The organism is Fulvivirga sp. M361, assembly GCF_007097395.1.
In the GTDB taxonomy this organism is placed as follows: Bacteria; Bacteroidota; Bacteroidia; order Cytophagales; family Cyclobacteriaceae; genus Fulvivirga.
In genome coordinates this window covers 368,363-389,746 of the sequence record NZ_VKDC01000006.1, presented here as the reverse complement: position 1 = coordinate 389,746, position 21,384 = coordinate 368,363, and the positions used below count along the sequence as shown (strand labels likewise).

At 38.6% G+C, this 21,384-nt stretch carries 16 protein-coding genes; 9 read left to right on the top strand and 7 right to left on the bottom strand.

Translation table 11 applies throughout. The features are described 5' to 3' along the window. Positions 1–3: 3 nt before the first annotated feature. From FNH22_RS08730 to FNH22_RS08715, 4 genes are read right to left on the bottom strand one after another with little or no spacing between them, the layout of a single operon-like run. Positions 4–1,713 carry a GMC oxidoreductase gene (locus FNH22_RS08730; protein ID WP_143397972.1) on the bottom strand — a complete coding sequence of 570 codons (1,710 nt, stop codon included), beginning with the start codon at positions 1,711–1,713 and terminating at the stop codon, positions 4–6. A gap of 33 nt (positions 1,714–1,746) precedes the next feature. Beyond that, the gene (locus tag FNH22_RS08725) at positions 1,747–2,319 is read right to left on the bottom strand and encodes a gluconate 2-dehydrogenase subunit 3 family protein (protein ID WP_185154134.1); all 573 of its coding nucleotides are present in this window, start codon (positions 2,317–2,319) and stop codon (positions 1,747–1,749) included. A gap of 2 nt (positions 2,320–2,321) precedes the next feature. Next, positions 2,322–2,714: a c-type cytochrome gene (locus tag FNH22_RS08720; RefSeq protein ID WP_221420242.1), complete on the bottom strand. Its 393-nt coding sequence runs from the start codon at positions 2,712–2,714 to the stop codon at positions 2,322–2,324. Positions 2,715–2,743: 29 nt separating this feature from the next. After that, the gene (locus FNH22_RS08715; RefSeq protein ID WP_143397969.1) at positions 2,744–3,958 is read right to left on the bottom strand and encodes a glycosyltransferase; all 1,215 of its coding nucleotides are present in this window, start codon (positions 3,956–3,958) and stop codon (positions 2,744–2,746) included. A gap of 266 nt (positions 3,959–4,224) precedes the next feature. Between FNH22_RS08715 and FNH22_RS08710 the strand changes: the two genes are divergently transcribed. Genes FNH22_RS08710 through FNH22_RS08690 form a run of 5 tightly spaced genes read left to right on the top strand, consistent with a single transcriptional unit; the run spans position 4,225 to position 12,091 of the window. Continuing rightward, entirely contained in the window at positions 4,225–7,974 is a 3,750-nt protein-coding gene (locus FNH22_RS08710; RefSeq protein WP_143397968.1) for a fibronectin type III domain-containing protein, read from the top strand. Between the two features lie 60 nt (positions 7,975–8,034). Continuing rightward, the gene (locus FNH22_RS08705; RefSeq protein WP_143397967.1) at positions 8,035–9,135 is read left to right on the top strand and encodes a hypothetical protein; all 1,101 of its coding nucleotides are present in this window, start codon (positions 8,035–8,037) and stop codon (positions 9,133–9,135) included. After that, positions 9,128–10,567 carry a GMC oxidoreductase gene (locus tag FNH22_RS08700; RefSeq protein WP_143397966.1) on the top strand — a complete coding sequence of 480 codons (1,440 nt, stop codon included), beginning with the start codon at positions 9,128–9,130 and terminating at the stop codon, positions 10,565–10,567. Before FNH22_RS08705 ends, FNH22_RS08700 begins: the two co-directional genes overlap by 8 nt. A 17-nt stretch (positions 10,568–10,584) precedes the next feature. Beyond that, the gene (locus tag FNH22_RS08695; protein WP_143397965.1) at positions 10,585–11,022 is read left to right on the top strand and encodes a hypothetical protein; all 438 of its coding nucleotides are present in this window, start codon (positions 10,585–10,587) and stop codon (positions 11,020–11,022) included. A gap of 13 nt (positions 11,023–11,035) precedes the next feature. Continuing rightward, positions 11,036–12,091 (top strand): acyltransferase, encoded by a 1,056-nt coding sequence (locus FNH22_RS08690; RefSeq protein ID WP_185154133.1) that lies wholly within the window; start codon positions 11,036–11,038, stop codon positions 12,089–12,091. Between the two features lie 302 nt (positions 12,092–12,393). On the opposite strand, the gene FNH22_RS08685 is transcribed toward FNH22_RS08690, so the two are convergent. Beyond that, positions 12,394–13,509, bottom strand: a complete 1,116-nt coding sequence (locus FNH22_RS08685; protein ID WP_143397963.1) for a hypothetical protein — start codon at positions 13,507–13,509, stop codon at positions 12,394–12,396. A 158-nt stretch (positions 13,510–13,667) separates the two neighbouring features. On the opposite strand from FNH22_RS08685, the gene FNH22_RS08680 reads away from it, so the two are divergent. Beyond that, complete coding sequence (locus tag FNH22_RS08680) at positions 13,668–14,492, top strand: glycosyltransferase family A protein (RefSeq protein ID WP_143397962.1); 825 nt, start codon at positions 13,668–13,670, stop codon at positions 14,490–14,492. 4 nt (positions 14,493–14,496) lie between these two features. Here FNH22_RS08680 and FNH22_RS08675 read toward each other — a convergent pair whose 3' ends face one another. Beyond that, positions 14,497–15,807 (bottom strand): phosphoethanolamine transferase, encoded by a 1,311-nt coding sequence (locus FNH22_RS08675; protein WP_370513173.1) that lies wholly within the window; start codon positions 15,805–15,807, stop codon positions 14,497–14,499. Between the two features lie 472 nt (positions 15,808–16,279). Here FNH22_RS08675 and FNH22_RS08670 point away from each other — a divergent pair, with 472 nt between their 5' ends. Genes FNH22_RS08670 through FNH22_RS08660 form a run of 3 tightly spaced genes read left to right on the top strand, consistent with a single transcriptional unit; the run spans position 16,280 to position 20,666 of the window. Beyond that, positions 16,280–17,809 carry a DUF6798 domain-containing protein gene (locus tag FNH22_RS08670; RefSeq protein ID WP_143397960.1) on the top strand — a complete coding sequence of 510 codons (1,530 nt, stop codon included), beginning with the start codon at positions 16,280–16,282 and terminating at the stop codon, positions 17,807–17,809. Between the two features lie 14 nt (positions 17,810–17,823). Then, entirely contained in the window at positions 17,824–19,020 is a 1,197-nt protein-coding gene (locus FNH22_RS08665; RefSeq protein WP_143397959.1) for a hypothetical protein, read from the top strand. Beyond that, on the top strand, positions 19,020–20,666 hold the full coding sequence (locus FNH22_RS08660) for a hypothetical protein (protein ID WP_143397958.1): 1,647 nt from the start codon (positions 19,020–19,022) through the stop codon (positions 20,664–20,666). The genes FNH22_RS08665 and FNH22_RS08660 overlap by 1 nt, the downstream gene beginning before the upstream one ends. Here FNH22_RS08660 and FNH22_RS08655 read toward each other — a convergent pair. Beyond that, a complete protein-coding gene (locus FNH22_RS08655) occupies positions 20,660–21,367 on the bottom strand; it encodes a TolC family protein (protein ID WP_143397957.1) in 708 nt (235 codons plus the stop codon). The two genes, FNH22_RS08660 and FNH22_RS08655, sit on opposite strands and share 7 nt — an antisense overlap. Between the last annotated feature and the right edge of the window lie 17 nt (positions 21,368–21,384).

The following is a 21,384-nucleotide window of genomic DNA, read 5'->3' as shown; positions in this document are numbered from 1 at the left end:
CCACTATAAATTACGTTGTTTCATTTCTCTTGCAGCATAGTCGCAAGCACGTGCTGTAAGTGCCATATACGTAAGAGAAGGGTTTTGACACGCAGATGAAGTCATGCAACTCCCGTCCGTTATAAAGATGTTTTTAACATCGTGCATTTGATTAAAACCGTTCAATACTGAAGTTTTAGGGTCTCTCCCCATTCTCGCCGTACCCATCTCGTGAACAGCAGACCCCCCTGGCCTTTCATGATCAAACACCTCGATGTTTTTAAAACCCGTTTTCTCCAACATTTCATACGCACTGGATTTGATGTCATTGCGCATGTTTTCTTCATTAGAATGGTATTGGAAATCTATCTTAACCAATGGTAATCCCCATTTGTCTTTTTGAGTAGTGGACAGTGCGACTTTATTGTCATAATACGGTAAAGTCTCACCCCATGCTCCTATCCACAACCTCCACGGACCTGGAGTCATCAACTCTTTTTTATATTCTTCTCCAAAACCATCAAGAGTTTTGTATTTGTCTCTCCAGGACATTCGTTCCCCATAACCCTGAAAAGCATACCCTCTCGTAAAATCATTTCCCTTATCCGTATCATCAAGGTTCCTGAATCTGGGAATATAAATACATCCGGGATTTCTTCCATAATAGTATTGGTCTTCAAAACCATGGAATTCTCCTTCGGCACCTGCTATTACGAAATGGTCCATCAGGTTATGTCCTAATTGACCACTTGAATTTCCCAGGCCTTCAGGGAACTGATCAGTAGCTGAATTCAATAAAATTGCAGCAGTAGCAATGGTACTTGCATTCAAAAATATAATATCCGCATAATACACGGATTCTTCATTGGTGACCGCATCAATCACTCTTACCCCTTCAGCCCTGTTTTTATCTTTATCATATAACACTTCCATCACAATTGAATCAGTCTGAAGTGTGAGATTCCCGGTTTTAAGCGCTGCAGGTAAAGTGGCCGAGTTACTACTAAAATATCCACTAAACGGACAGCCACGGTCACACAAGTTCCTGAACTGGCAAGGTCCCCGCCCTTCGATGGATTCCGTGAGATTGGCAGACCGCCCCGGTGTAACGACCCTTCCCGGAAATTCTTTCCTTATCTCTTTTGAAAAATAGTCTTCCACACAATTCATTTCTATAGGGGGCTGAAACTTACCATCAGGTAAATAACTCAAGCCCTCATTTCTTCCGGCGATTCCGACAAATCTTTCTACATAATCATACCAGGGGGCCAGGTCTTTGTAGCGTATAGGCCAATCTACAGCGATATCTTCTTTTAAATTGGCTTCAAAATCAAGGTCACTCAGGCGATAGCATTGCCTGCCCCAGGTCAAAGACCTGCCTCCTAATTGATAGCCCCGTATCCAGTTAAAGGGCTTTTCCTGTATATAGGGGTGCTCTTTATCATTGACATAAAAATGTTTACTACCTTCATCATAAGCCTGACACTGAATGGGGTTCTCCTCTTGATCTTCGAGAGATTCAAGGAGACGGTTTTTAAAGTCCCATGGTTTTTTAAATGCGGTGTGATAGTCTTTGATGTGCTCAACATTCCGACCGCGCTCCAGCAACAATGTCTTAAGGCCTTTCTCACATAACTCCTTTGCCGCCCAACCACCGCTAATACCGGAACCCACTACAATAGCATCATAAGATGTATTCGGTTTGGAGCTAATATTGACATTCAATTGGCTCATATAAATGACGTAAACTTGATTCTTAAGTAATTTCTATTCAGTTGTCCAGGAGGGTTGGTCTTTTTCTAACGGTATACATCCCATATACTTGCCAGGAACAAGAACATAATTAAGTGATTTACTCGCACCAAGTTCGGACGTACAAAAAGCTATAGACGTATAGTCTCTCAAAGTACGAAAAAAAGATTTGCCGAACATTTTTTTAGAAGCTTTTCCTATAAAACCATCGAGTTTCATGTCATGATTTTCGACCTCTGTCAGAAGACCGTGCTTTTCCTCATTACTACACTCCGGAAAGTTTTTTCCATGTAGCGCAAGCGCCTTCTTTTCAAGGTCAATTAATCCATTCATAAATCTGTTTTGAGTTTTCCTATCCGCACAGGAAGTGATCAAATCAACTACTACCTTGCCCACCTGTGCTTCAATAGCTCCCGGAGTATCTGTGCCTGGTATGATAAGTTCAGCTAATTCGTTAATCATCTCTTGTTTACCTTGAAGTTGCTCCAGGTTTGGTTTCCGGTTCCAGTCATACCATTTGTAACCTGAAAAGAACACCAGGCCTAATCCGCCAGATGTAATTCCAACCAGCGCCTTTCTCCGATTCATCTTCATTCAATCGTTCGTAAATCAAGGATATACTCAACCATTTTTTCCACATCTTCACCTTTTAAGGATGGGTGTGCGGTCATCATAACTTCTCCCCATACACCTTTACCTCCTTTAATGATAGTCTCGGCCAGGGTAGTTATGACCTTGTCAGATTTATCATATTTATTGGCTATATCAATATAAGAAGGACCAACCAGTTTGATGTCTTTCTTATGGCAAACATTACAGTCACTGCCATTAATAAGTTTCAGGCCCTCAGGAAGTTCACTAACCTCTTCTTCAGAATCCGGGATTGCTTTTTTAACAGGCATACGATCCGTTTCAGCCTTGAGATCCTGATTGGAAGACTGGGTTGATTCATTGCCGTTACATGCCATGATGAATACTGACATCAATGACAACAGTAAATGCTTCAAATATTTCATATTGCTTTACCCTTTTCTTTCATAATTTTTTCAATGACTTTACCCATATTTTCAACATGATTCCCCCAAGTATGACCTTCTGCACATTTAATTCTCTTCACGGCCAGTTCTTTGTTATCTTCATCCAATGCGAGATCAATTTTACTAGCATAATCCTCGGCATCTTCCGCTAAATAAACCGTATCTTCAAAATATTGCATAGCCGGAGTAGCTGTCGCAACAGTGGGTTTGCCAAGAGCCAAATATTCGTCAATTTTCCTCGGATAATTTCCTATTGTCATACCATTGACTGTCTGAGGGTTAATGGCGACGTCAAAATGACCTATATAATCGCTTAAAACGTTGGATTCCTTGCTACCCAAAAAATGAACATTGGCCATGTTATGCAATTCAGAATCTTTAAACGCTGTATCTTCCGGACCGACAAGTACAAAGCTATAATCTGGCCTTGATTTAGCCAATTCAACGATCAACTCAATGCTCAGTCTTAGGGTAGTAAGGTAGCCAAGATATCCAATAATCGGTCTTGGAATAGGTTTTAAGTCCAACGGAGCGTCTTTCGACACATTATCCGGTTTAAATGCATCCAGGTCACACCCTTGCCCTACCATGTAGGAATGTGGATTATATTTTCCAAGATACTCGGAAAGGAAATTCGAGTTAGCCATTACCACATCATATTTGGCGGCTAATTCCGGTTCCATCGTTTTACCATGCTTGCCAAAATAATATTGTGAAACGAGATTATCCCTGATATAATAGAGCGACAAGGAAGGGTCCAGCATTTCAGTAGCATGATAACCCAGAAACATGGAGCAATCATTGAAAAGCACGTAGTTCTCGAATGACAGGTCTTTTAAAACTCTTTTTACTTCATTAAAAAACAGTTTGGCATTTCTTTTATTGAGCAGACGATAAATAGAACCATGAGGGAGCCAATTAATGCTCTCAATCATTTTTTTAGGATAAAAGGTATGCAGATTTGAGTTGATCTTTTCTAGATCGGGAGCTTCACCCTTTATGATTGATTTTCGTTTTTTAACACCTTCAGAATGCCTTTCAATGAATGCTGTTTTCCTGTCCAACGGAGCATTCACATAGAGGACCCTGTTATTTTTACTCAATTCAAGGGCTATATTCTTACAATTGCTGCCAATTTTAATGTCCCAGGGTTGAATCCCTATAAAAACTACATCTCTACCGCTGACCAATTCCTTTTATTAGTTTAATAAGGAACAAAAGTACCCCTATCGTTTGTTAGACAACATAAATATTTTAAAAAACTTAAAAATCAGTTGATTATATTGACTCGCGAATTTAACGGTTACTAATAAAAATCCAATTCAATAGAATAAAATATTATAAATAACGTACATTTACCGTTAAATTATGGAAAAAAACTTACATCATCTTTGGTTACCTTTTGTAAGGTCATTTGATTAACACCTAATTAAAACCATCAAACAAACGGCTCAAAATGAGGAACATATATCTACCTATTTGCATTTTACTACTATTTGCCTCAAGTAGTTATGCGCAAAATACCAGGAATTATTCATTACAGCCCGGTACCAAAAGCTGGAGGACTAATCCTGACGATGAGACGGTTGACCCTTCCGGCACAGGCGACTATACAGACACTTACTATGGCGCTCCTTCAGGTGCAATGACCAATTGGAATTCAGGTCAATACACTTTTAATTCAGGTCCACGTAATGGAACGACCATTACAGTTTTTGGTGAAGGTCACTTACAATACGATGTAGATGCCAGCACTAAGGATGGCGATCCGTCAACTCGTCCTGATAAGATGAATTACAGGTTAATGTTTCCCCTGGATTATGTCCATAGGGAACCCTCTGATCCGGATTTTTACGAATATCCTATGATCGTTATGCTCCACGGGGCTGGTGAGCGGGCCCATTGCTGGAGGAGTTGTTATGATGAAAATGATGATCCAAAATACAAGAATAATGATCACAATCTATCGCACGGCGGAAGACAACACCGAGATGCGGTTATACGAGCCGATGGTTTAAAAGCAGAAGACGCAGGATTACACCCTAGGGCTTTTCCCGGTTTCGTTTTTTTTCCGCAGGCCCAGTCAGGATGGATCGGTAATCAAAGAGATCATGCTATTAGAATTATTGAGTTATTAACGGACTCGTTAAATATTGATAAAAATAGGATTTATGTACATGGCCTTTCGAATGGTGGTTTTGGGTCATGGAAAATTCTAGACAGACGTCCTGACCTTTTCGCTGCAGCATTACCTATGTCTGCTACTATTCCTGCTCATGATATAAATTATGAAAAGGTGGCACATATTCCTATATGGACATTTCAGGGAGGTAGAGACGATAGCCCGTCACCAAATCAGACGCGTACCATAGTATCGAATTTTGAAGCCGAAGGAGGAATAATAAGGTATACAGAGTATCCTACTTTAAGACATGGTACCTGGAATACAGCTTATGGCGAAGATGAATTTTTCTCCTGGATGTTAAAACAGAACAAAGCCAATATCCATGTTTACTTCGGAGATTCTACTATTTGTACTACCAGCAACCAAGGTGTCAGACTAGGTGTATCAAGCGGATTTGATGCTTATGAATGGGAAAAAGACGGCATGATCATGACGGACAGTATCGATCATGATATATATGCTTTTGAATCCGGCACTTACAGGGTCAGGTACAGAAGAGAATCTACAGACGATTGGAATCGTTGGTCAGATCCTGTGACGCTGACAGAAAGAACACCTATTGTACCCACTATCACAGCTAACAGCAGCACGATCCTTCCCGATATAAATAATGCAGATACGGTAATACTGCAGGCTCCTTCAGGACATGCTGTCTATGACTGGTACAAAGATGGTGTTTCTCTTGGCGCAGCATATGCCGACAGCACCACCATTGAAGTGACGGAATCAGGCGTTTACTCAGTAGTTGTGAGTAATGTTGATGCCTGTCCCAGCTTACCATCCAATACACTGGATGTTGTTTTCAACGGTTCAGCGGTTATCAGTGCACCTACCACTCCAGTGGCCTTACCTGCTTCTTCCACCAGTATCAATGTTTTCTGGACAGACAACTCCGACAACGAAACTGGTTTTGAAATATACAGGTCTACCACAGCCGGCGGGCCTTATGTTCTATTGACCGTTGCATCAGCAGATGCAATCGGACATGTAGACTCAAATTTAATTCCAAATACTACATATTACTATGTCATCAGAGCGATCAATAATCAGGGCGGATCACCTTTTACGAGCGAAGTGAATACAGTTACCAACGCGGATTCAGACGCACCTGATGCTCCTGCTAATTTAGAGGTGACTTCTAATACGATTAACAGCATCAGCCTGCGATGGTCGCATACTACGGACAGATCCGGTATCAGTGGATATGAGATATTTGGCGGCCCCAACATAGAATCTGTATCGTACCCTGATTCTGTCATTACAATTACAGGTCTGACGATCAACACCTATTATAACTTTAATGTGGTTGCAATTGACTTGGCCGGTAACAGGTCTACTCCAAGTAGCCAGGTTACAGGTTCCACTTTCTTCGGTGGCCTAACTTACGAGCATAGCACTGATGCCTACGACGTGTTACCCAACTTTAACAATATTGAGCCTGAATTTACCGGTACTATCAATAACTTTAGTTTAGCACCTCGGACCCAGGACGATTTCTACAATTTTAGATTCGACGGCTTTATATTCGTGCCTACAAACGGGACCTATACGTTCTATACAACGTCAGACGATGGAAGTGCATTATATATAAACCCTAATGACGACTCAAATGCTTATGATCCTAATATTAACAACGCCTTAGTGGACAATGATGGGCTACATGGCATGGAAGAGCAAAGTGGTTCAATATTTTTGACTGCGGGTGGTCATCCAATCACCGTAACTTTTTTCGAAAGAACACGAGGAGCTGGTTTGGAGGTTAGATATGAAGGGCCGGGAATAACCAAACGTTTAATTCCTGATGAGGCATTGATCAGTGGAGAAATAGTTAATATTCTCCCTCCTACTGCGCCTAATTCATTACTCGCCACTTCAAGGCCATCTGAATTCAGTATAGATGTAGGCTGGAACCATGATACACCAGCTTCGGTACAAACGGAAATATATAGAGGCACATCTTCAGGCGGGCCATACGAAGTGGTGCATACCTCAAATCTTGGCGAATTAACATTCGTAGATACTGAACTGGAACCTTCAGTGACTTATTATTATGTTGCCCGCAGCATCAATACGGATGGGGAATCTGATTTTAGTACTGAAGTATCTGCTACAGTCATTGGTGATGGCGTACCTCCTTCTCAGCCAACCGACCTAACAGTTCTGACAATAGGACCTACATCTGTAGGGCTTTCCTGGTCGCCTTCTACGGACAATGTAGGAGTAAGCGGATATACCATCTATGACAATGGTGTTGAGATAGGATCTACTTCAGGCAGGCTAAGTTCGAATGGAAGAAGTGGCAGTAAGTCTAACCTCAGAACGCTGGCAAGTACACCTGCTACCAGTATTTTGATCGCTGACCTGACTGAGGATACTGAGTATAATTTCTCAGTAGTAGCACAAGATCCGGCGGGTAATACTTCTCCAAACAGTGAAACAGTAACTACGACTACAACTGGTGGAACTCCTCTACCCGTTGAGTTTATCGAGTTCAAAGCTTCTATTGCGTCCAAAGGGGTCTGGTTAACCTGGGCTACAGGAAGTGAAGTCAATAATGATTTCTTCACCGTGGAAAGGTCTGTTAATAGTATAGATTTCACATCCATTGGCAAGGTAAATGGTGCCGGAGATAGTTTCGATAGAATTGACTATGAGTTCCTGGACCGTACTCCTATACGAACTGCGACCTATAGAATCAAGCAAACCGATAGAAATGGTGACTACGACTATTCCAAACCGATCATTGTAACGTTCAATGTAGAGAATAAGATCCAACTGTACCCTAATCCTACCGATCGTGGTGAGTTTACGTTAAAAGGTCTTGTTGACGGATCTGATCAGCCTATAACAGTGAAGTTATTGGATTACATAGGTCGGGAGTATATATCAAGATCTTATGAAGTGGATGAGTTTAGCAGAGGTGTCGAAATTTCTTATAACAGTGGTGTACCGGCAGGAATATATGTAGTACTGGTCAATCAGGGTTCAGAAGTCATTCAGAAGAAACTGGTTATAAAATAAGAGGATATACTGTCACTGGTTCACGCTAAATATTTCAAAGCCATTTAAGAACATGAACAGATGATCAAGCGTTTTATCAGGGTCATCTCAATTAACCTGATCGTTCTGGTAGTTTTGTTGTTAGCCATAAACTGGATTTGTGGTGTGTTTTTGAGATCAAATCGTTCCGAACGCTGGAATTTACCCAACTATGCAGATAATCGTGCATTAGGACGTAAGATCTTTGAAGACTATAATAGGATAAAACACAGGTATCATCCCTTCACCGGCTGGAAGACAAAGTCGTATAGCGGACCTACAACCAATATCCAAAACAATGGCCTGAGATATACACCACAAACTAAAATCAATACAACTCAAAAAAGTGTCCATTTCTTTGGAGGTTCCACCATGTGGGGTGAGGGCTCTTCTGATTCCACTACGATACCTTCTTTGTTTGCTTATGACAATCATTCTTACGCCGTCTATAACCATGGTCAGCTAGCTTATAACAGCAGACAAAACCTGGCAGAACTCGTCAATAAGATATCCCGGGGTGAAAAAATGGATATCGTTGTTTTTTATGATGGTGTTAATGATGCCTCTTTTTTGTGCCCTACGGAAATTGATGTACCGGGGCATAGGCTTGTTCCATCATTTCAAAAAAGATTATACGGCAGTAATACCACTTATATCGTTATAATGTTGGAAAAGTTGTTCGTTCGAAATATTTTGAACCTCATCAACAGGTTTTCTGATGAAGCGAACGGATCTGCTTATAATTGTGCCGGTAATATTGAAAAAGTCAATCAAATCGCCAACGGGATGATCAACAATTGGACAATGGCTAAAACATTAGTAGAGGCCAATGGCGGACAGTTCATAGCTGTTCTTCAGCCTGGCGCTTATGTAGGAAACGCTAAAGTGGATCACCTGGAACTTGATAATGACCTGAAAGATAACTTTATTTCAATCTATAACGCGCTGAGTAATACGATTGACAGTTTGGATTATGATTGGATCTATGATTTTACCGATGCATTTGACAGGGATGAGTATATTTATGTTGATTTTTGCCATGTTTCCGCAAATGGTAATCGTATCATATCAAAAAGAATTAGTGAAGCGATCGGAGCTTTATCCGAAACATCAAACCACCATACATTGAATTTAAATGAATGATGACGGATATGATCTGATTCTTGTAGGTACCGGATTCGCCTCTATTTTTTTTCTAAAAAAGTATTTGGAAAAAAAACCTAAAGCAAAAGTATTGGTTTTAGAGCGGGGAAGACTATACTCACATGCTAACCGCCTCCAGGACGTTATTGATAAAAAAGACACAGCTTCTCAAACGTGGAGATCTAAAAGGTCAGAAATTATCAATCCCAACTCAGAAAAAGATTGGGTATTTGAGCCTAATTTCGGAGGTGGGTCAAATTGTTGGACAGGGTGCACTCCCAGATTTCTTGAATCTGATTTCAAATTAAAAACCAATTACGGTATAGCAGTAGACTGGCCGGTTTCATACGAAGAACTGGAGCCTTACTACTGTATGGCTGAAGAGATCATGGCCATCTCAGGACCGGCTGACACACCCTTTAAAAAATCTAAGAAATACCCACTGCCACCACATGAACTAAGTAATTTAGATATACTTCTTAAAAAGAAGTATGGAGACTTGTATATCAGTCAACCTTCTGCCCGGGCCAGTAGTGCAATTGGTAATCGTGCCAAATGTTGTAGCAGCTCTGTATGTCAACTTTGTCCGGTAAATTCTAAATTCACCATAGAAAACACACTTAAATATATTGTAGAGAAAGAACAAATAACCATACAGTACGAGGCACAGGTGACCCACCTGGAATTAAAGGGTGATTTGGCCGGAGCAGTTCATTATAATTCAGGAAATAAGTCTTTTAAGGCCAGAGGTGAAGTAGTAGCCTTAGGTGCAAATGCAATCTTTAATGCGCATATTTTACTAGGTTCAGGAGATTCGAACCCTTTTACAGGCAAAGGCCTGACGGAACAGGTGGGTAAATACGTCTGGTTATATTTTGATGGATTAGACAATTTAGGTGGTAGCAGTGTCATTACAGCCAACGGTTACATGATGTATGATGGAGACCATAGAAAAGAAAGGGCCGCTTGCTTAATTGAAAATCATAACCGTCCATTTATCAGGAGTGAATTTGGCAAATGGCGTCAATTGGCTAAGTTAAAATTTGTTTATGAAGATCTGCCACAAGACACCAATGCCGTAACATTGTCAGAAGATAAAAACAAGCCTCTGGTTGATTACCATCATCATTCACCCTATGTAGAAAAAGCCATAGCCAGATTAGAAAAGGATGTAGAAAAATATTTTTCGTTTTTACCTATTGAACGTGTTGAAATAGATGATAGGGTACAAAGAAGTGAGGCCCATATTCTGGGGACTACAAGAATGTCTCATGATGCCACTACGGGTGTCATAGATAAGCATTTAATACATCATCAATATAGGAATCTATTTGTTTTGGGCGGAGGCTCCTTCCCTACTATTTCCCCTGCTAACCCTACACTTACTTTATCAGCCTTATCGTTATTGGCAGCAGATCAATCTTTCTCTTAATTTGTATATTTATCACTATGACCCGTAGAAAGTTTGTCATACTCATTTTATCCCTTTTAGTATTCACCTTAGTCAGTGGATGGTTTATTTTTTCAGATTTTAACAAAGCGGTAAAAAATATGGTGTTGAAAGATACCGGAAAGCTCAAGTTAAAGCCGGGTATCATTGACCGATTTGTTGAAGAAGCAAAAAAAGATAATAAATGGGGGCAGTTCAATACCAATATGAAACTGTTTATTATGGCCCATTACTACCTTGATAGTAAGGTATTTTCCTTGCCCTACAGAAGCAAATATCTTCAAAAAAGAAATCTCATCGTTGGAAACTTTTTACTCTCCACAGATTTCTTTCAGAAAAAAATGGACCTGAACCGAGAAATAGAATATATAGCGTTAAATCATCCTTATAAGAACCCTTGTTCCAACCCCTTTTCAAGTATCTTTTATCCCGCGTAGTTAAACCATTGCATTGAATAGTTCATATCTAAATTACATTCACAACCTCAGAGGGTTAGCCATTTTATTCATATTAGGGGTTCATTGCAGAACGTCATTTGGCTGGGGGGATAATACCTTTTCCGAGAAATTTTGGTTTTCGATCCTGGTTTATGGCACCATAATTTTTGTTTTCATTGCCGGTTTTCTTTTCCAGCATGTACACCGGGCAAAATTTGATTATAAGACGTATCTAAAGAAAAAATTTACTTATGTCATCCTGCCTTACGTCATTGTATCCATCCCTGCATTAATAAATAAATTATTTTTTGATGGTCATCAACCTTGGCAATCAGATGATTATTTAACCTCTTCCGTTATCTACAAAGTAGGTTACATGCTGGTAACAGGTAAACACATGGGGCCATTTTGGTTTATTCCAATGATCACCTTAATCTATATCATCTCTCCCCTTCTCATTTACCTTGACAGGACACGGTATTTTTACAAATTCTTATTTCCTTTTGTCTTCGTTTCCGGGTTGTTCCTGTATGATTTCGGGTACAACGTTAATACATGGATTTCATTTCTATACTATATACCTGTTTACCTGTTTGGTATGGCTTGCAGTAGGTATAAGGCCTACATTACTGATATGAAACCGCTCATTTTACTGTCATTGATAGCTGTTTATTTAACGATCATCATCTTAGAGCTAAGTGATGTAATTGCTATAGGAAAGAGATATGGATTTGTTGAGGATGAACGCAGTAATGCTTACCTGTTCAATTTTGGAAAACTTAAAATGCTCGTTCTCTCCCCTATCCTGGTGTATGTTTTATATAAATTAAGAAACTCAAAATTAAATGTACTGGGCGCCCTGGGTACATACAGCTTCGGTATTTTTTTCCTGCATCTGTACATTATACGCATTATTGAAGTCGCTGTCAACAAAATTTACCCCACATTTAGTTTTAATTCATTTTCATTTGTGGTACATGTTATGTTAGTCTCTTTTCTTTCTATTGGTGCCATTAAGGTTATAAAACTCGTGGTTAAGGAGAGAAGCAGATATATTGTAGGAAGTTAGACCTGACCGACCTCACTTAAAAATTCATTTTGATCTTTTGGGAGAAGAACCTAACGGTAAGAACCGGAAGTGTTGCGCAACCCAGCCGCTACCAGAAATACCTGCAACTTGGTAACTGATAGTTACAAATAAAGTAAAAGTGCTCTCATAGGGAACTCTTGCCAGCTCATTTCATAGAACACATGCACTCAAAGCGTACCTTGGTTTTATCAATTGTACAGCCATGAAGCATAAGAGGAGAATGGAAACTAAACTTAAAACCTTAAAATGTTACACTCTTGGATGGACTAACATAAACAATATTACTCTGTATTATCTTTTTGCCAATCACTGTCTAAAAACCTCCAGCTATTGCCCTGAACATCATATACCTTTACCACAGCCTTTAACCAAACATCCGAAGGTGGATTGTTAGTGAATACTTCAGGGTGATCGGCCCTTACCAGTGTCTTTTTATTGGCCCCTGCAATGGGAAACTGATTTTGTAAATTGTAAATCCTTCCAGCGTCAGAAGCTATCCAAATGTATTCCGTACGACTTTCGTCTTCCTCAAAGCCAAGTGTATTCACATATTCGTATTTAGCCGTCCAGGATTTAGTACTTTTATCATAGGTAGCTTTAATGTTCTCTGCAAGAGGCTTTTCAGGATATTCGCCTGGAGGATAACGTTTCGCCAGCTCATTGTAAATGTACTCGTCCTCCTGAGGAGTAAATGAACCAAAACGAACTCCCATAAAGAAAAAGTCCACATGGGCGTTGTTATTTTTAGTTCCTAACACCAGGTCCTGCACATTGGCCACTCCTACATCTGCTCTCCCCGGTATTTGAACATTATTTATCCAGGCTTGTGAATTATTACCATCATACCTTAGCTTTAAGATTGAGATTTTATTATACTCCAAAGTACCGCTGTTATCAGGGAATTTTCCCTCTTTCTCTAACTCCATACTCATTTTATCGTCTCGATTTCTGAATCCGGGAGCTCTCGAAAAACCCATATATGCTTCGTTATTGGGTGAATTCAGATCACGAACCACCAAATACATCTCTATGGGTTGGGGCACTGACTCATCCAGTTTAGTCCGCCATTGTTGATTTTTGAGGTTAGCAACAAAAACATACCCTCCTTCATCTGAGTGAAATGTTGGAGGTTGGCCATACCGTGTTGGAATTTCATCTCCTATGAACTCCATGTCCTTATCTCCCGAAAGGTCCTTCCAATACCTTACGGAAGTATTATCCGTAATTGCATTAGTGCCTTCAAGATTTGAAAAGGTAGCAGCAGCAACATAGGAATGATCGAACAGCGAATCAAGGTTTTCGACAATTTCAATAAGTTCACCTTTATCGTCACTTCCGCAGGATACTAAAGCCATAAAAAAATAAAACAACATACCAGAGGCTATAAGATTTTTCATCGTTTTCACACTATTTCCATACTTAATGCAAATTAATTGATTTTCACAAGCTTACCTTGCCTTTTTTTAAAAAAATTCTTTATGCAAAGAAATATATATTTAAAGTTACACTTCATTACTTTTGAACATAATCTAAGTAATGTCATAAGTTTTATACAATGATTAGAAACCCTAACTGGCTTCGCAAATATGTTGGACTGGATGTTGAAAATGATGCCTCTATTTGGGATAAGGTAAATGGACAACTGGATCGAAATACCGCAGATGTTAACCCGGACGTATCTATTGTTATACCGGCCTGGAATGAAGAAGAACATATCGTTAATTGTATTTATTCGTTAGCAGAGCAGGAAACTCAATATGCCTACGAGATTATTGTAGTAGACAACAACTCGCAAGATCGTACCTGGGAATATCTACAGAAGATGAAAATAAAGCAGCTCAAGCAACCTATACAAGGTCCTGGCCCATCCAGGCAATTAGGTCAGGAAAATGCACAGGGAAAATACATTTTACTTGCCGATGCTGATTGTATTTACCCTAAAAAGTGGATAGAACTTCTGATCAACAAACTCAAGCGAAAAGATACGGTAGCGGTATACGGAAAGCATGCTTTCATCGGTGATAAAAGAGTACCCAGATGGCAATTTTTCTTTTATGATGTATCGAAAAGCCTTTTCATGGAGTTACGCCACCTGAACAGGCCGTATTTGAATTCATACGGAATGAGTATTGGCTATATAAAGGAGCTTGGTTTAAAAATCGGCTTTGTTATGGATAAAAGCTCCGGTTCTGACGGTTTTATGGTACGGGATCTAATGCCCTACGGAAAGGTAAGGCGGGTAAGGACACCTAAAGCCACCGTCTGGACGGGTTATAGAGCTCTACTCAGGCATGATTCTTTATGGGATGCTATAAAAAGAAGGGTGCGACGAGAATTAATAATCATTCGTGATTACTTCTTTCCCAGCAATATTAAATAGTTTATCACCTTATAATAAGGTCATAATCTGCAATACTGTCATTGTTGATTAATACGTACCTTTTTTGAGGAACATATTCTCGCGTCAAGCTTGATCCTAACCCCTGATCAATTTGAATATCGTTCAAATCAAGAATAGTATCAAATATATTTTCAGTGCTGGCAGCTTTGCCAGCATTTTCTTTAAGGTAATGATACTTCCCCGGCCTTGCCTTAACAAAAGCATCGGATAACCACACGAAGCATGGAATATGGTATAAATTTCTATCAACTACACCAATACCATGTCCCATTTTATTCCTGCCATGATCAAAAAGTATCTCACCATGGTCAGAAACATAAAACACTGAACTAACGACTTCTTTGTCTAACAAATCAAGTGACTTGATCACTTCAGAAATGAAATAATCCGTGTACAGAATGGAATTGTCGTAGCTATTAATGTAAAGTTCTTTATTAGCAATGTCTCTTGAAACAAAGGTTTCTTTTTTAGTAGAAGGTTTGAAGTGATCAAATTCTATGGGATACCTTTCGTCATAATCAAAATGATTTCCCTTTGTATGTAGTACCACAAAAAGATTAGAATCTGTTTCGATGAGTTCTTTTTTAAGCAGCTGAAGTAATTGGTCATCGTATTGATCCTTTTCCGAAATATTTTCGTAGTTATCCGCCTCATTAATATAAGGAACGGTTGACTGCTCCAGTACTTGATTGGTTAACCAACTCACCTTATACCCAGCCTGCTTTAGAGCTGTCAGAAATGAATGGCCAGGATCAAATCTCTTCACACTTGCCTTGGCCCGGGTTAATATCAGAGGCAAACTTAAACCCGTAGTAGGCGCTGTGCTGATCATATCTGCCATTACTACAAGATTATCGATACTTGCCAAATTCGGTGATGTAGAACGATGATATCCATTTACCTGCCAATTATCGTACCTGGATGACTCTCCGAGGACAAAAACACATATCTTTTGATCTGAACTTTCACTTATATCTAATGCATTAAATACTTCTTTTTCCGTCACATTATCATAGCTCAGGTAATCATAGGCCTCCACCGTATTGTGAATAACGCCAATGGGATATGAAAGGTATAAGACATTACTGTAGAACTGGTGTAGAATTTTTTTTGTACCATTCGTATAAGAAAGGCCTGCAAAAATCAAGATGAAAAACACTGAAAACCCGGAAAGTGAATAAACAACGGTACTTTTTTTTAACGTCCAGCATTTCGGTATTTTTTTGAAAACTATCCAAAAGTAGACCGACAGTGCTAATAGAAATATAAAGAACACAACCTCTATCCCGCTCAAGAATTCACTTGTTTCATGAAGATTCGTCTGCAAAACACTTAACATGACCAATTTTGATGGCAGAAAATCATAGAGATAGATGGATATTGAAGCGAAAGGAGCAAACAGGACCAGCGGGGATATTATAATAAAGTAATATCTTAAATTTATCCCTTTAAAGTACACAGGTAATAAAAACAAAATCATAACTGTCAAAAATCTGCCAGCTATTCTTGCAATGAAGTAAAATGATAATTGAGAATAATTTTTAATGAATAGGTATAAATTGGGACTCAAAGCAAAGAGCAGCAGAATAATCACGTAGAAGAAGACCACACGATTAGAATTTGGGTATTTGCTCTTCTCAATCATAAAGTTCTACTGATCTGCGCAATAGCTCCCAACCAATAAAATTTAAGCCCTATATTTGCGCTTTTGTATGTGTAGGAGTGAACGCCAGCAATATTAATACAATGTTATTTAAATGTTAAATATGCCAAATTTTCCAGGATTGGGAAAAGAAAACACGTTTTTGTTTCTGTTAGCATTGACCTACGTCGCCGGTTATTCTTTAAATCCTATTTACAACCATAACCAGAATACTTACTTTTTACATGGGTTAGCCAATGGGGGTTTAGGGCATTTATCACATGACTGGATGCTAAGTACCAAAGACCCGTTTCCCCTATTCAGTGCGCTGATAAGCTTTACATATTCTTATCTGTCTCCTGCATTCTTTTATTTGTATTTTCTGCTTGCCCTGGGGGTATTCATTATTACGATTTCAAAAATCACATCAGATACTGTTGGTATCAAAACCAACAGTTCAACCTTCATGATATTTTTTGTCATAGTCACACTTCTGAGTTCCGGTGCGCTTAGAAGTGCTTTACCAACTACAGGAGAAATACTCTTAAAGGGACTGGCAGATCAATACATACTCGGCACAGGCTTATTACCCAGTACTTTTGGCTTGCTACTGCTTATTTCGATATATACTTTTCTTAAAAACAAATTATATATTTCTATTCTGACCGTGATCAGTTGTTGTTACCTGCACAGCACTTACCTCCTATCTTCCGGATTGATCATCTTCTCTTATATGCTTGTCCTTTACACTGAAAAAGAGCAAAAAAAATCCCTTGTGGTAGGTTTAGTATCTTCTGTATTAATAGCACCGCTTGTTGTTTACAATGCTTTAACATTTTTAAATCATGATGAACAGGTTACAAATACTGCTCGAGAGATCTTAATCAACTATAGGTTTCCCCATCATGCTAAAGTTATGGAATGGTTTGATATGATTTCCACCTTTAAAATACTGGTGGTTCTCATAACGTTATGGTTCACCCGAAATAAAAGAATTTTTCCAATTATACTAATCCCTTCTATAGGAGGAATACTTCTTACCCTCCTACAGGTTTTCACAGAAAGCAACTTTTTAGCATTATTGTTCCCCTGGAGGGTATCTGTTATTATCATGCCACTTTGCACCTTTTTGCTTATAGGTACATTCGTTAAAAAATCAAATGTTTTTGTTCCTGAAAATAACAAGTCCCGAAATTATAAGCTTTCATTTTTACTGTTGTTCATTATTATTATTGCTTCTTCAGGATTTTTTGTGACATATTTAAAATTTGAGCGGTATAAAGAAGAAAATTTTTCAGAAATTACCGATTACTTGGAGCTCTCGAAAACCGAGGGCGACCTTTACCTGATACCAATTCATTTAAATGAGTTTAGATTGAGAACGGGGGCGTGTGTTTTCATAGACAATAAATCCCACCCCTATGAAAGTCAAGAAATTATCACCTGGTATGAAAGAGTGAAAATCGCTAAAGCATTCTATTTGAATAATTCAACGTGCCATCATGATATGATTCCCAGGTTAAAACACGAATACAATGTAACGCACATCGTAGATCAAAGACCTCACAGAGATTGTGAGTTTTTGAAAGAAGTATATCGAGATGATAACTACTTTATTTACAAAATTGACCTTAATGATTTAAACAATTCATAGTCACTCCTTTCAGAATGTCAGATAATTTAAAATATGCTTCAATAATAGCACTAGCAGGTATTCTCTTTTTCTTGCTTGGTAATTCCGTTCTATCAAGTAGTTTGAACAATCTAACTGAGTTAGGCCGTGAATTAAAAACTCAACCTACTTCTATTCAGGATTGGACCCTGAGTAATGAAGCTCCTTTCAAATATAGAGTACTCCATAAATACCTGGTTCAAAGTACTTACGTTCTCTCGGGGCAAAGTGAAAACCCCAGGGTATTTTTCACGATCTACAAAGGGTGGGCGCTAGTATTTTACATCTCCGTCTTATTGTCCTTTTTTTATCTTCTAAAAACCTTAAAGTTCAATAATTCCTGGTCGCTTGCAGGTACGCTATTTCTACTGCTTTGCCCGCCTTTTATAATGGCTTATTCATTACCTGTTCATACAAGGGAAGATATGTTAGGCTATACATTATTAGTATGCGGGCTGATCTGCATCTTTAAAAACAAATATATCCTGCTAATGGCATGTACATGCGCCGGTGTATTATGCAGGGAAACACTTTTAGTCCTGCCGCTTTTTTACATGTACTATGCCCAAAAGGAAACGATTTTCAAAAGGTTCCTTCCATTAGCACTAGGTATTCTGGTATTTGTTTTATTAAGACTGTTCATCGGATATGAGCGTTATAACCTTTCGGAGGGTTTGTATTGGAACCTGGATAACCCTGAGCAAGTAATCGGATTTGGGTTTTTGACTTTTGGTTTTTTCTGGTTGCCTTTTTTCCTTATGTATCTGAGACAAAAAGGATCATTGGAAAAGTTCTCACCAGAAGTCCGGGCCATAGTAAAATCAGCGCCCTGGATGTTGGGAATAGTTATAATCACCACATTTTTAGGAGGGATTTTCAACGAAATCAGATTGCTTTTTCTAAGTTTCCCATGGGTATTGATTTCCTCGCTGACTTATATGCATCAAAAATCGCATGTACTTAAAATATACGGTAGCAACTCCAATATTATATGTTATTTTATGCCTGCGCTGGTGTTGTTTTCTATCCTAACGTATTTTCTGGTAACCCGAGCTGACAGTATCATTCCACCAAGCCGATACCCCATTCCTTTCAAGCAATGGATTGCTTTTACCATGCTGCACATTACTTTATTGATCCTATTTACCAAGTTTTTCTTCACCAGGGAAACTTCTAAACAAAGTATTTCATAATGTCATTTTTTAAGCGAATAGCCAATTATACCTTAAGTGAGCAACAGCTAAAATGGGTATTGATTTTTGTTGCCGTTCTTTTTAGTCTCATCCCTGTTTTTGTGAAGTTTCCTTTCAAGATCAATCTGTTCCTTGCCTGGGAAGGAGCTTATCGGCTGGCCAATGGGCAAATTCCATACAGAGATTTCTATCTGCCCATGGGAATAGGCTTCTGGATTATTCCCGCCCTGTTCTTTAAACTATTTGGAGCGAAGCTTTTTACCTTAATTTTTGCCCAATGCCTGATCAACTTTATAAGCTGCCTGGCGTTTATTGGAATATTCAGGATTCTTCAGGTCTCCCGAATCAAAATACTTCTGGGGCTTTTGGTTTTTTGTTTATCGTACGTTTTTGTGAATTTCTGGCCCTGGTACAATCAAACCGTATTTGTTTTCGGCTTAATAGCAATTTACTTCCTTCTTAAACATTTCTATGGAAATACTGTCACCAATAAAATCACTTATCTTGCACTAACCTGCTTTTTTTTAGTGCTTGCATTTTTCACTAAGCAGGACGGAGGTGCCCTTACCATTGCCATTGCCACCGTTATAATTATCGCTGACTCACTATTGATCAGGAACTACAAATGGGTGGCACTTTATTTTTTACTAATGGCAATTTTTTCCATTGGTTTTATACTACCCTTTTTAGGATTTGATTTTACATACTGGTTCAACCTGGGGCAACCACCTCATTTTTCACGGATTAGCCTGGGAGATATTCTAAAAGATATTTTTGAACATTCCAACTGGTTAAAATTTTACTTGCTTGTATTTGTTGTGATTGTTTTTAATAAGATCAATAAAGAATCTGATTTTCTTAAAAATCGCAAATCAATACATTTTATTCTATTAAGTTTTGGCATTCTTGTACAAGCCGCTATCGTTCAAGTCACGAGCTACATTCCTCATAATGTTAATATCTATTTCCACTCATTTGCCCTTGTATTTATACTAAGCAATCTGAAGCTGGAATTTAACCTGACACAATTAAAGTATATTTCAGTACTGGTTATTTTTATACTGTTCTGGTGGTCCAATGATTATTGGAGGTATGGAAAACGAGTGGTAAATCGGGTATTCCCTCAGTCTGTGGTACAGGGTAATGATCCATCAAAAATCTCAAAATACACATGGTCACTTAATAAGGCACAAGGCGCTTTAAAAAGGCAGAAATGGAAATTATCAAAAATACCCTCGTTCAAAAATATTTACCTGCCTGAAGCTACCATAGAAGGAATTTTAAACATTAAGAAACTTGTCGATGAAAATTTTGATAATACTGATGACTTAAAAGTATTAAATATGTCAGAACTTACTCCGCTGGCACGAGAACTGGGCTATACCCCGCTTGTTAACCACCCACTTTGGTTTCACAAAAATGTCTCGATATTTGACGAACAAATAAAAAATATCTGTGAGAATATTAATAAAGAATACTACGACCTGGTTCTATTCCAGGATATTCCGAATCTCAATAATTTCTTCCCCTATGAATTACAGTCCTGCTTACAGTCAAGTAGTTACTGCATTAATGATAAATTCTTAGCACCAAGAGTAAAAGAAAACTCTTATATAGAGGTTTATGTAAAAAAAGATTGTTATTGAATATCTTCCAGTTTAACTCCTATCAACTCTTCTAAATTAATTTTGGAAATATTATAGTTGGTTTGAGAACTTACTTTTTTTGTTATTTCTGCGTTGTAGCTATTTTGCACTATGTTGTATTCGTCAAGGGTAGCCTCTCCATTTCTAAACCTTTGTTCCATCAGGTTGAATGTTGCAAGCATATCTTCAGTAGTCTGTGTTTGCAACCTCAATAGTTCCTGGTCTCTTAAGAAGGCTTCGTAGCGTCTTAGCACTTCGGCTCTCAAATTCAGCTTTGTAGCATTAATAGTTTCTACAGCAATTTTCATTTGCTCCCTCCTCATTTTTACATCCATAGGATTTGATATCAACTCCCCCAGGCTAAAAGCTGCACCAACGTTGTACCTCGGAAAAAATTGAGACCTCTGGGTAACATCCCTGGAAGGATCAATATTAAATTCATTTAAGTTACCACTGACTTTAATATTATTAAACCATTGAACTTTGGCCTTTCTTAGCTCATAATTAGTTATGTTCATCTGTCGATTGAGGATTTCATGTTCAGGATTATTTTCCCAGGCAATTCTTATTAACTTTTCATGAAAATCTATATCCTGTGCGTTCTTAGGTAAGATTATAGTGTTGTAGTCAATTTTTTGTGAAAATCCATAGCTTGATGATAAGAGTATCAAGCACATAGCAAAGTACTTTATTGAGTTCATATGAGTTGAGTTGAGAT

Excerpts from the sequence above, each read along its gene's own strand:
- FNH22_RS08730 (WP_143397972.1), bottom strand. The coding sequence starts at position 1,713 with ATGAGCCAATTGAATGTCAATATTAGCTCCAAACCGAATACATCTTAT.
- FNH22_RS08725 (WP_185154134.1), bottom strand. The coding sequence starts at position 2,319 with ATGAATCGGAGAAAGGCGCTGGTTGGAATTACATCTGGCGGATTAGGC.
- FNH22_RS08720 (WP_221420242.1), bottom strand. The coding sequence starts at position 2,714 with ATGTCAGTATTCATCATGGCATGTAACGGCAATGAATCAACCCAGTCT.
- FNH22_RS08710 (WP_143397968.1), top strand. The coding sequence starts at position 4,225 with ATGAGGAACATATATCTACCTATTTGCATTTTACTACTATTTGCCTCA.
- FNH22_RS08705 (WP_143397967.1), top strand. The coding sequence starts at position 8,035 with ATGATCAAGCGTTTTATCAGGGTCATCTCAATTAACCTGATCGTTCTG.
- FNH22_RS08700 (WP_143397966.1), top strand. The coding sequence starts at position 9,128 with ATGAATGATGACGGATATGATCTGATTCTTGTAGGTACCGGATTCGCC.
- FNH22_RS08695 (WP_143397965.1), top strand. The coding sequence starts at position 10,585 with ATGACCCGTAGAAAGTTTGTCATACTCATTTTATCCCTTTTAGTATTC.
- FNH22_RS08685 (WP_143397963.1), bottom strand. The coding sequence starts at position 13,509 with ATGAAAAATCTTATAGCCTCTGGTATGTTGTTTTATTTTTTTATGGCT.
- FNH22_RS08680 (WP_143397962.1), top strand. The coding sequence starts at position 13,668 with ATGATTAGAAACCCTAACTGGCTTCGCAAATATGTTGGACTGGATGTT.
- FNH22_RS08670 (WP_143397960.1), top strand. The coding sequence starts at position 16,280 with ATGCCAAATTTTCCAGGATTGGGAAAAGAAAACACGTTTTTGTTTCTG.
- FNH22_RS08665 (WP_143397959.1), top strand. The coding sequence starts at position 17,824 with ATGTCAGATAATTTAAAATATGCTTCAATAATAGCACTAGCAGGTATT.
- FNH22_RS08660 (WP_143397958.1), top strand. The coding sequence starts at position 19,020 with ATGTCATTTTTTAAGCGAATAGCCAATTATACCTTAAGTGAGCAACAG.
- FNH22_RS08655 (WP_143397957.1), bottom strand. The coding sequence starts at position 21,367 with ATGAACTCAATAAAGTACTTTGCTATGTGCTTGATACTCTTATCATCA.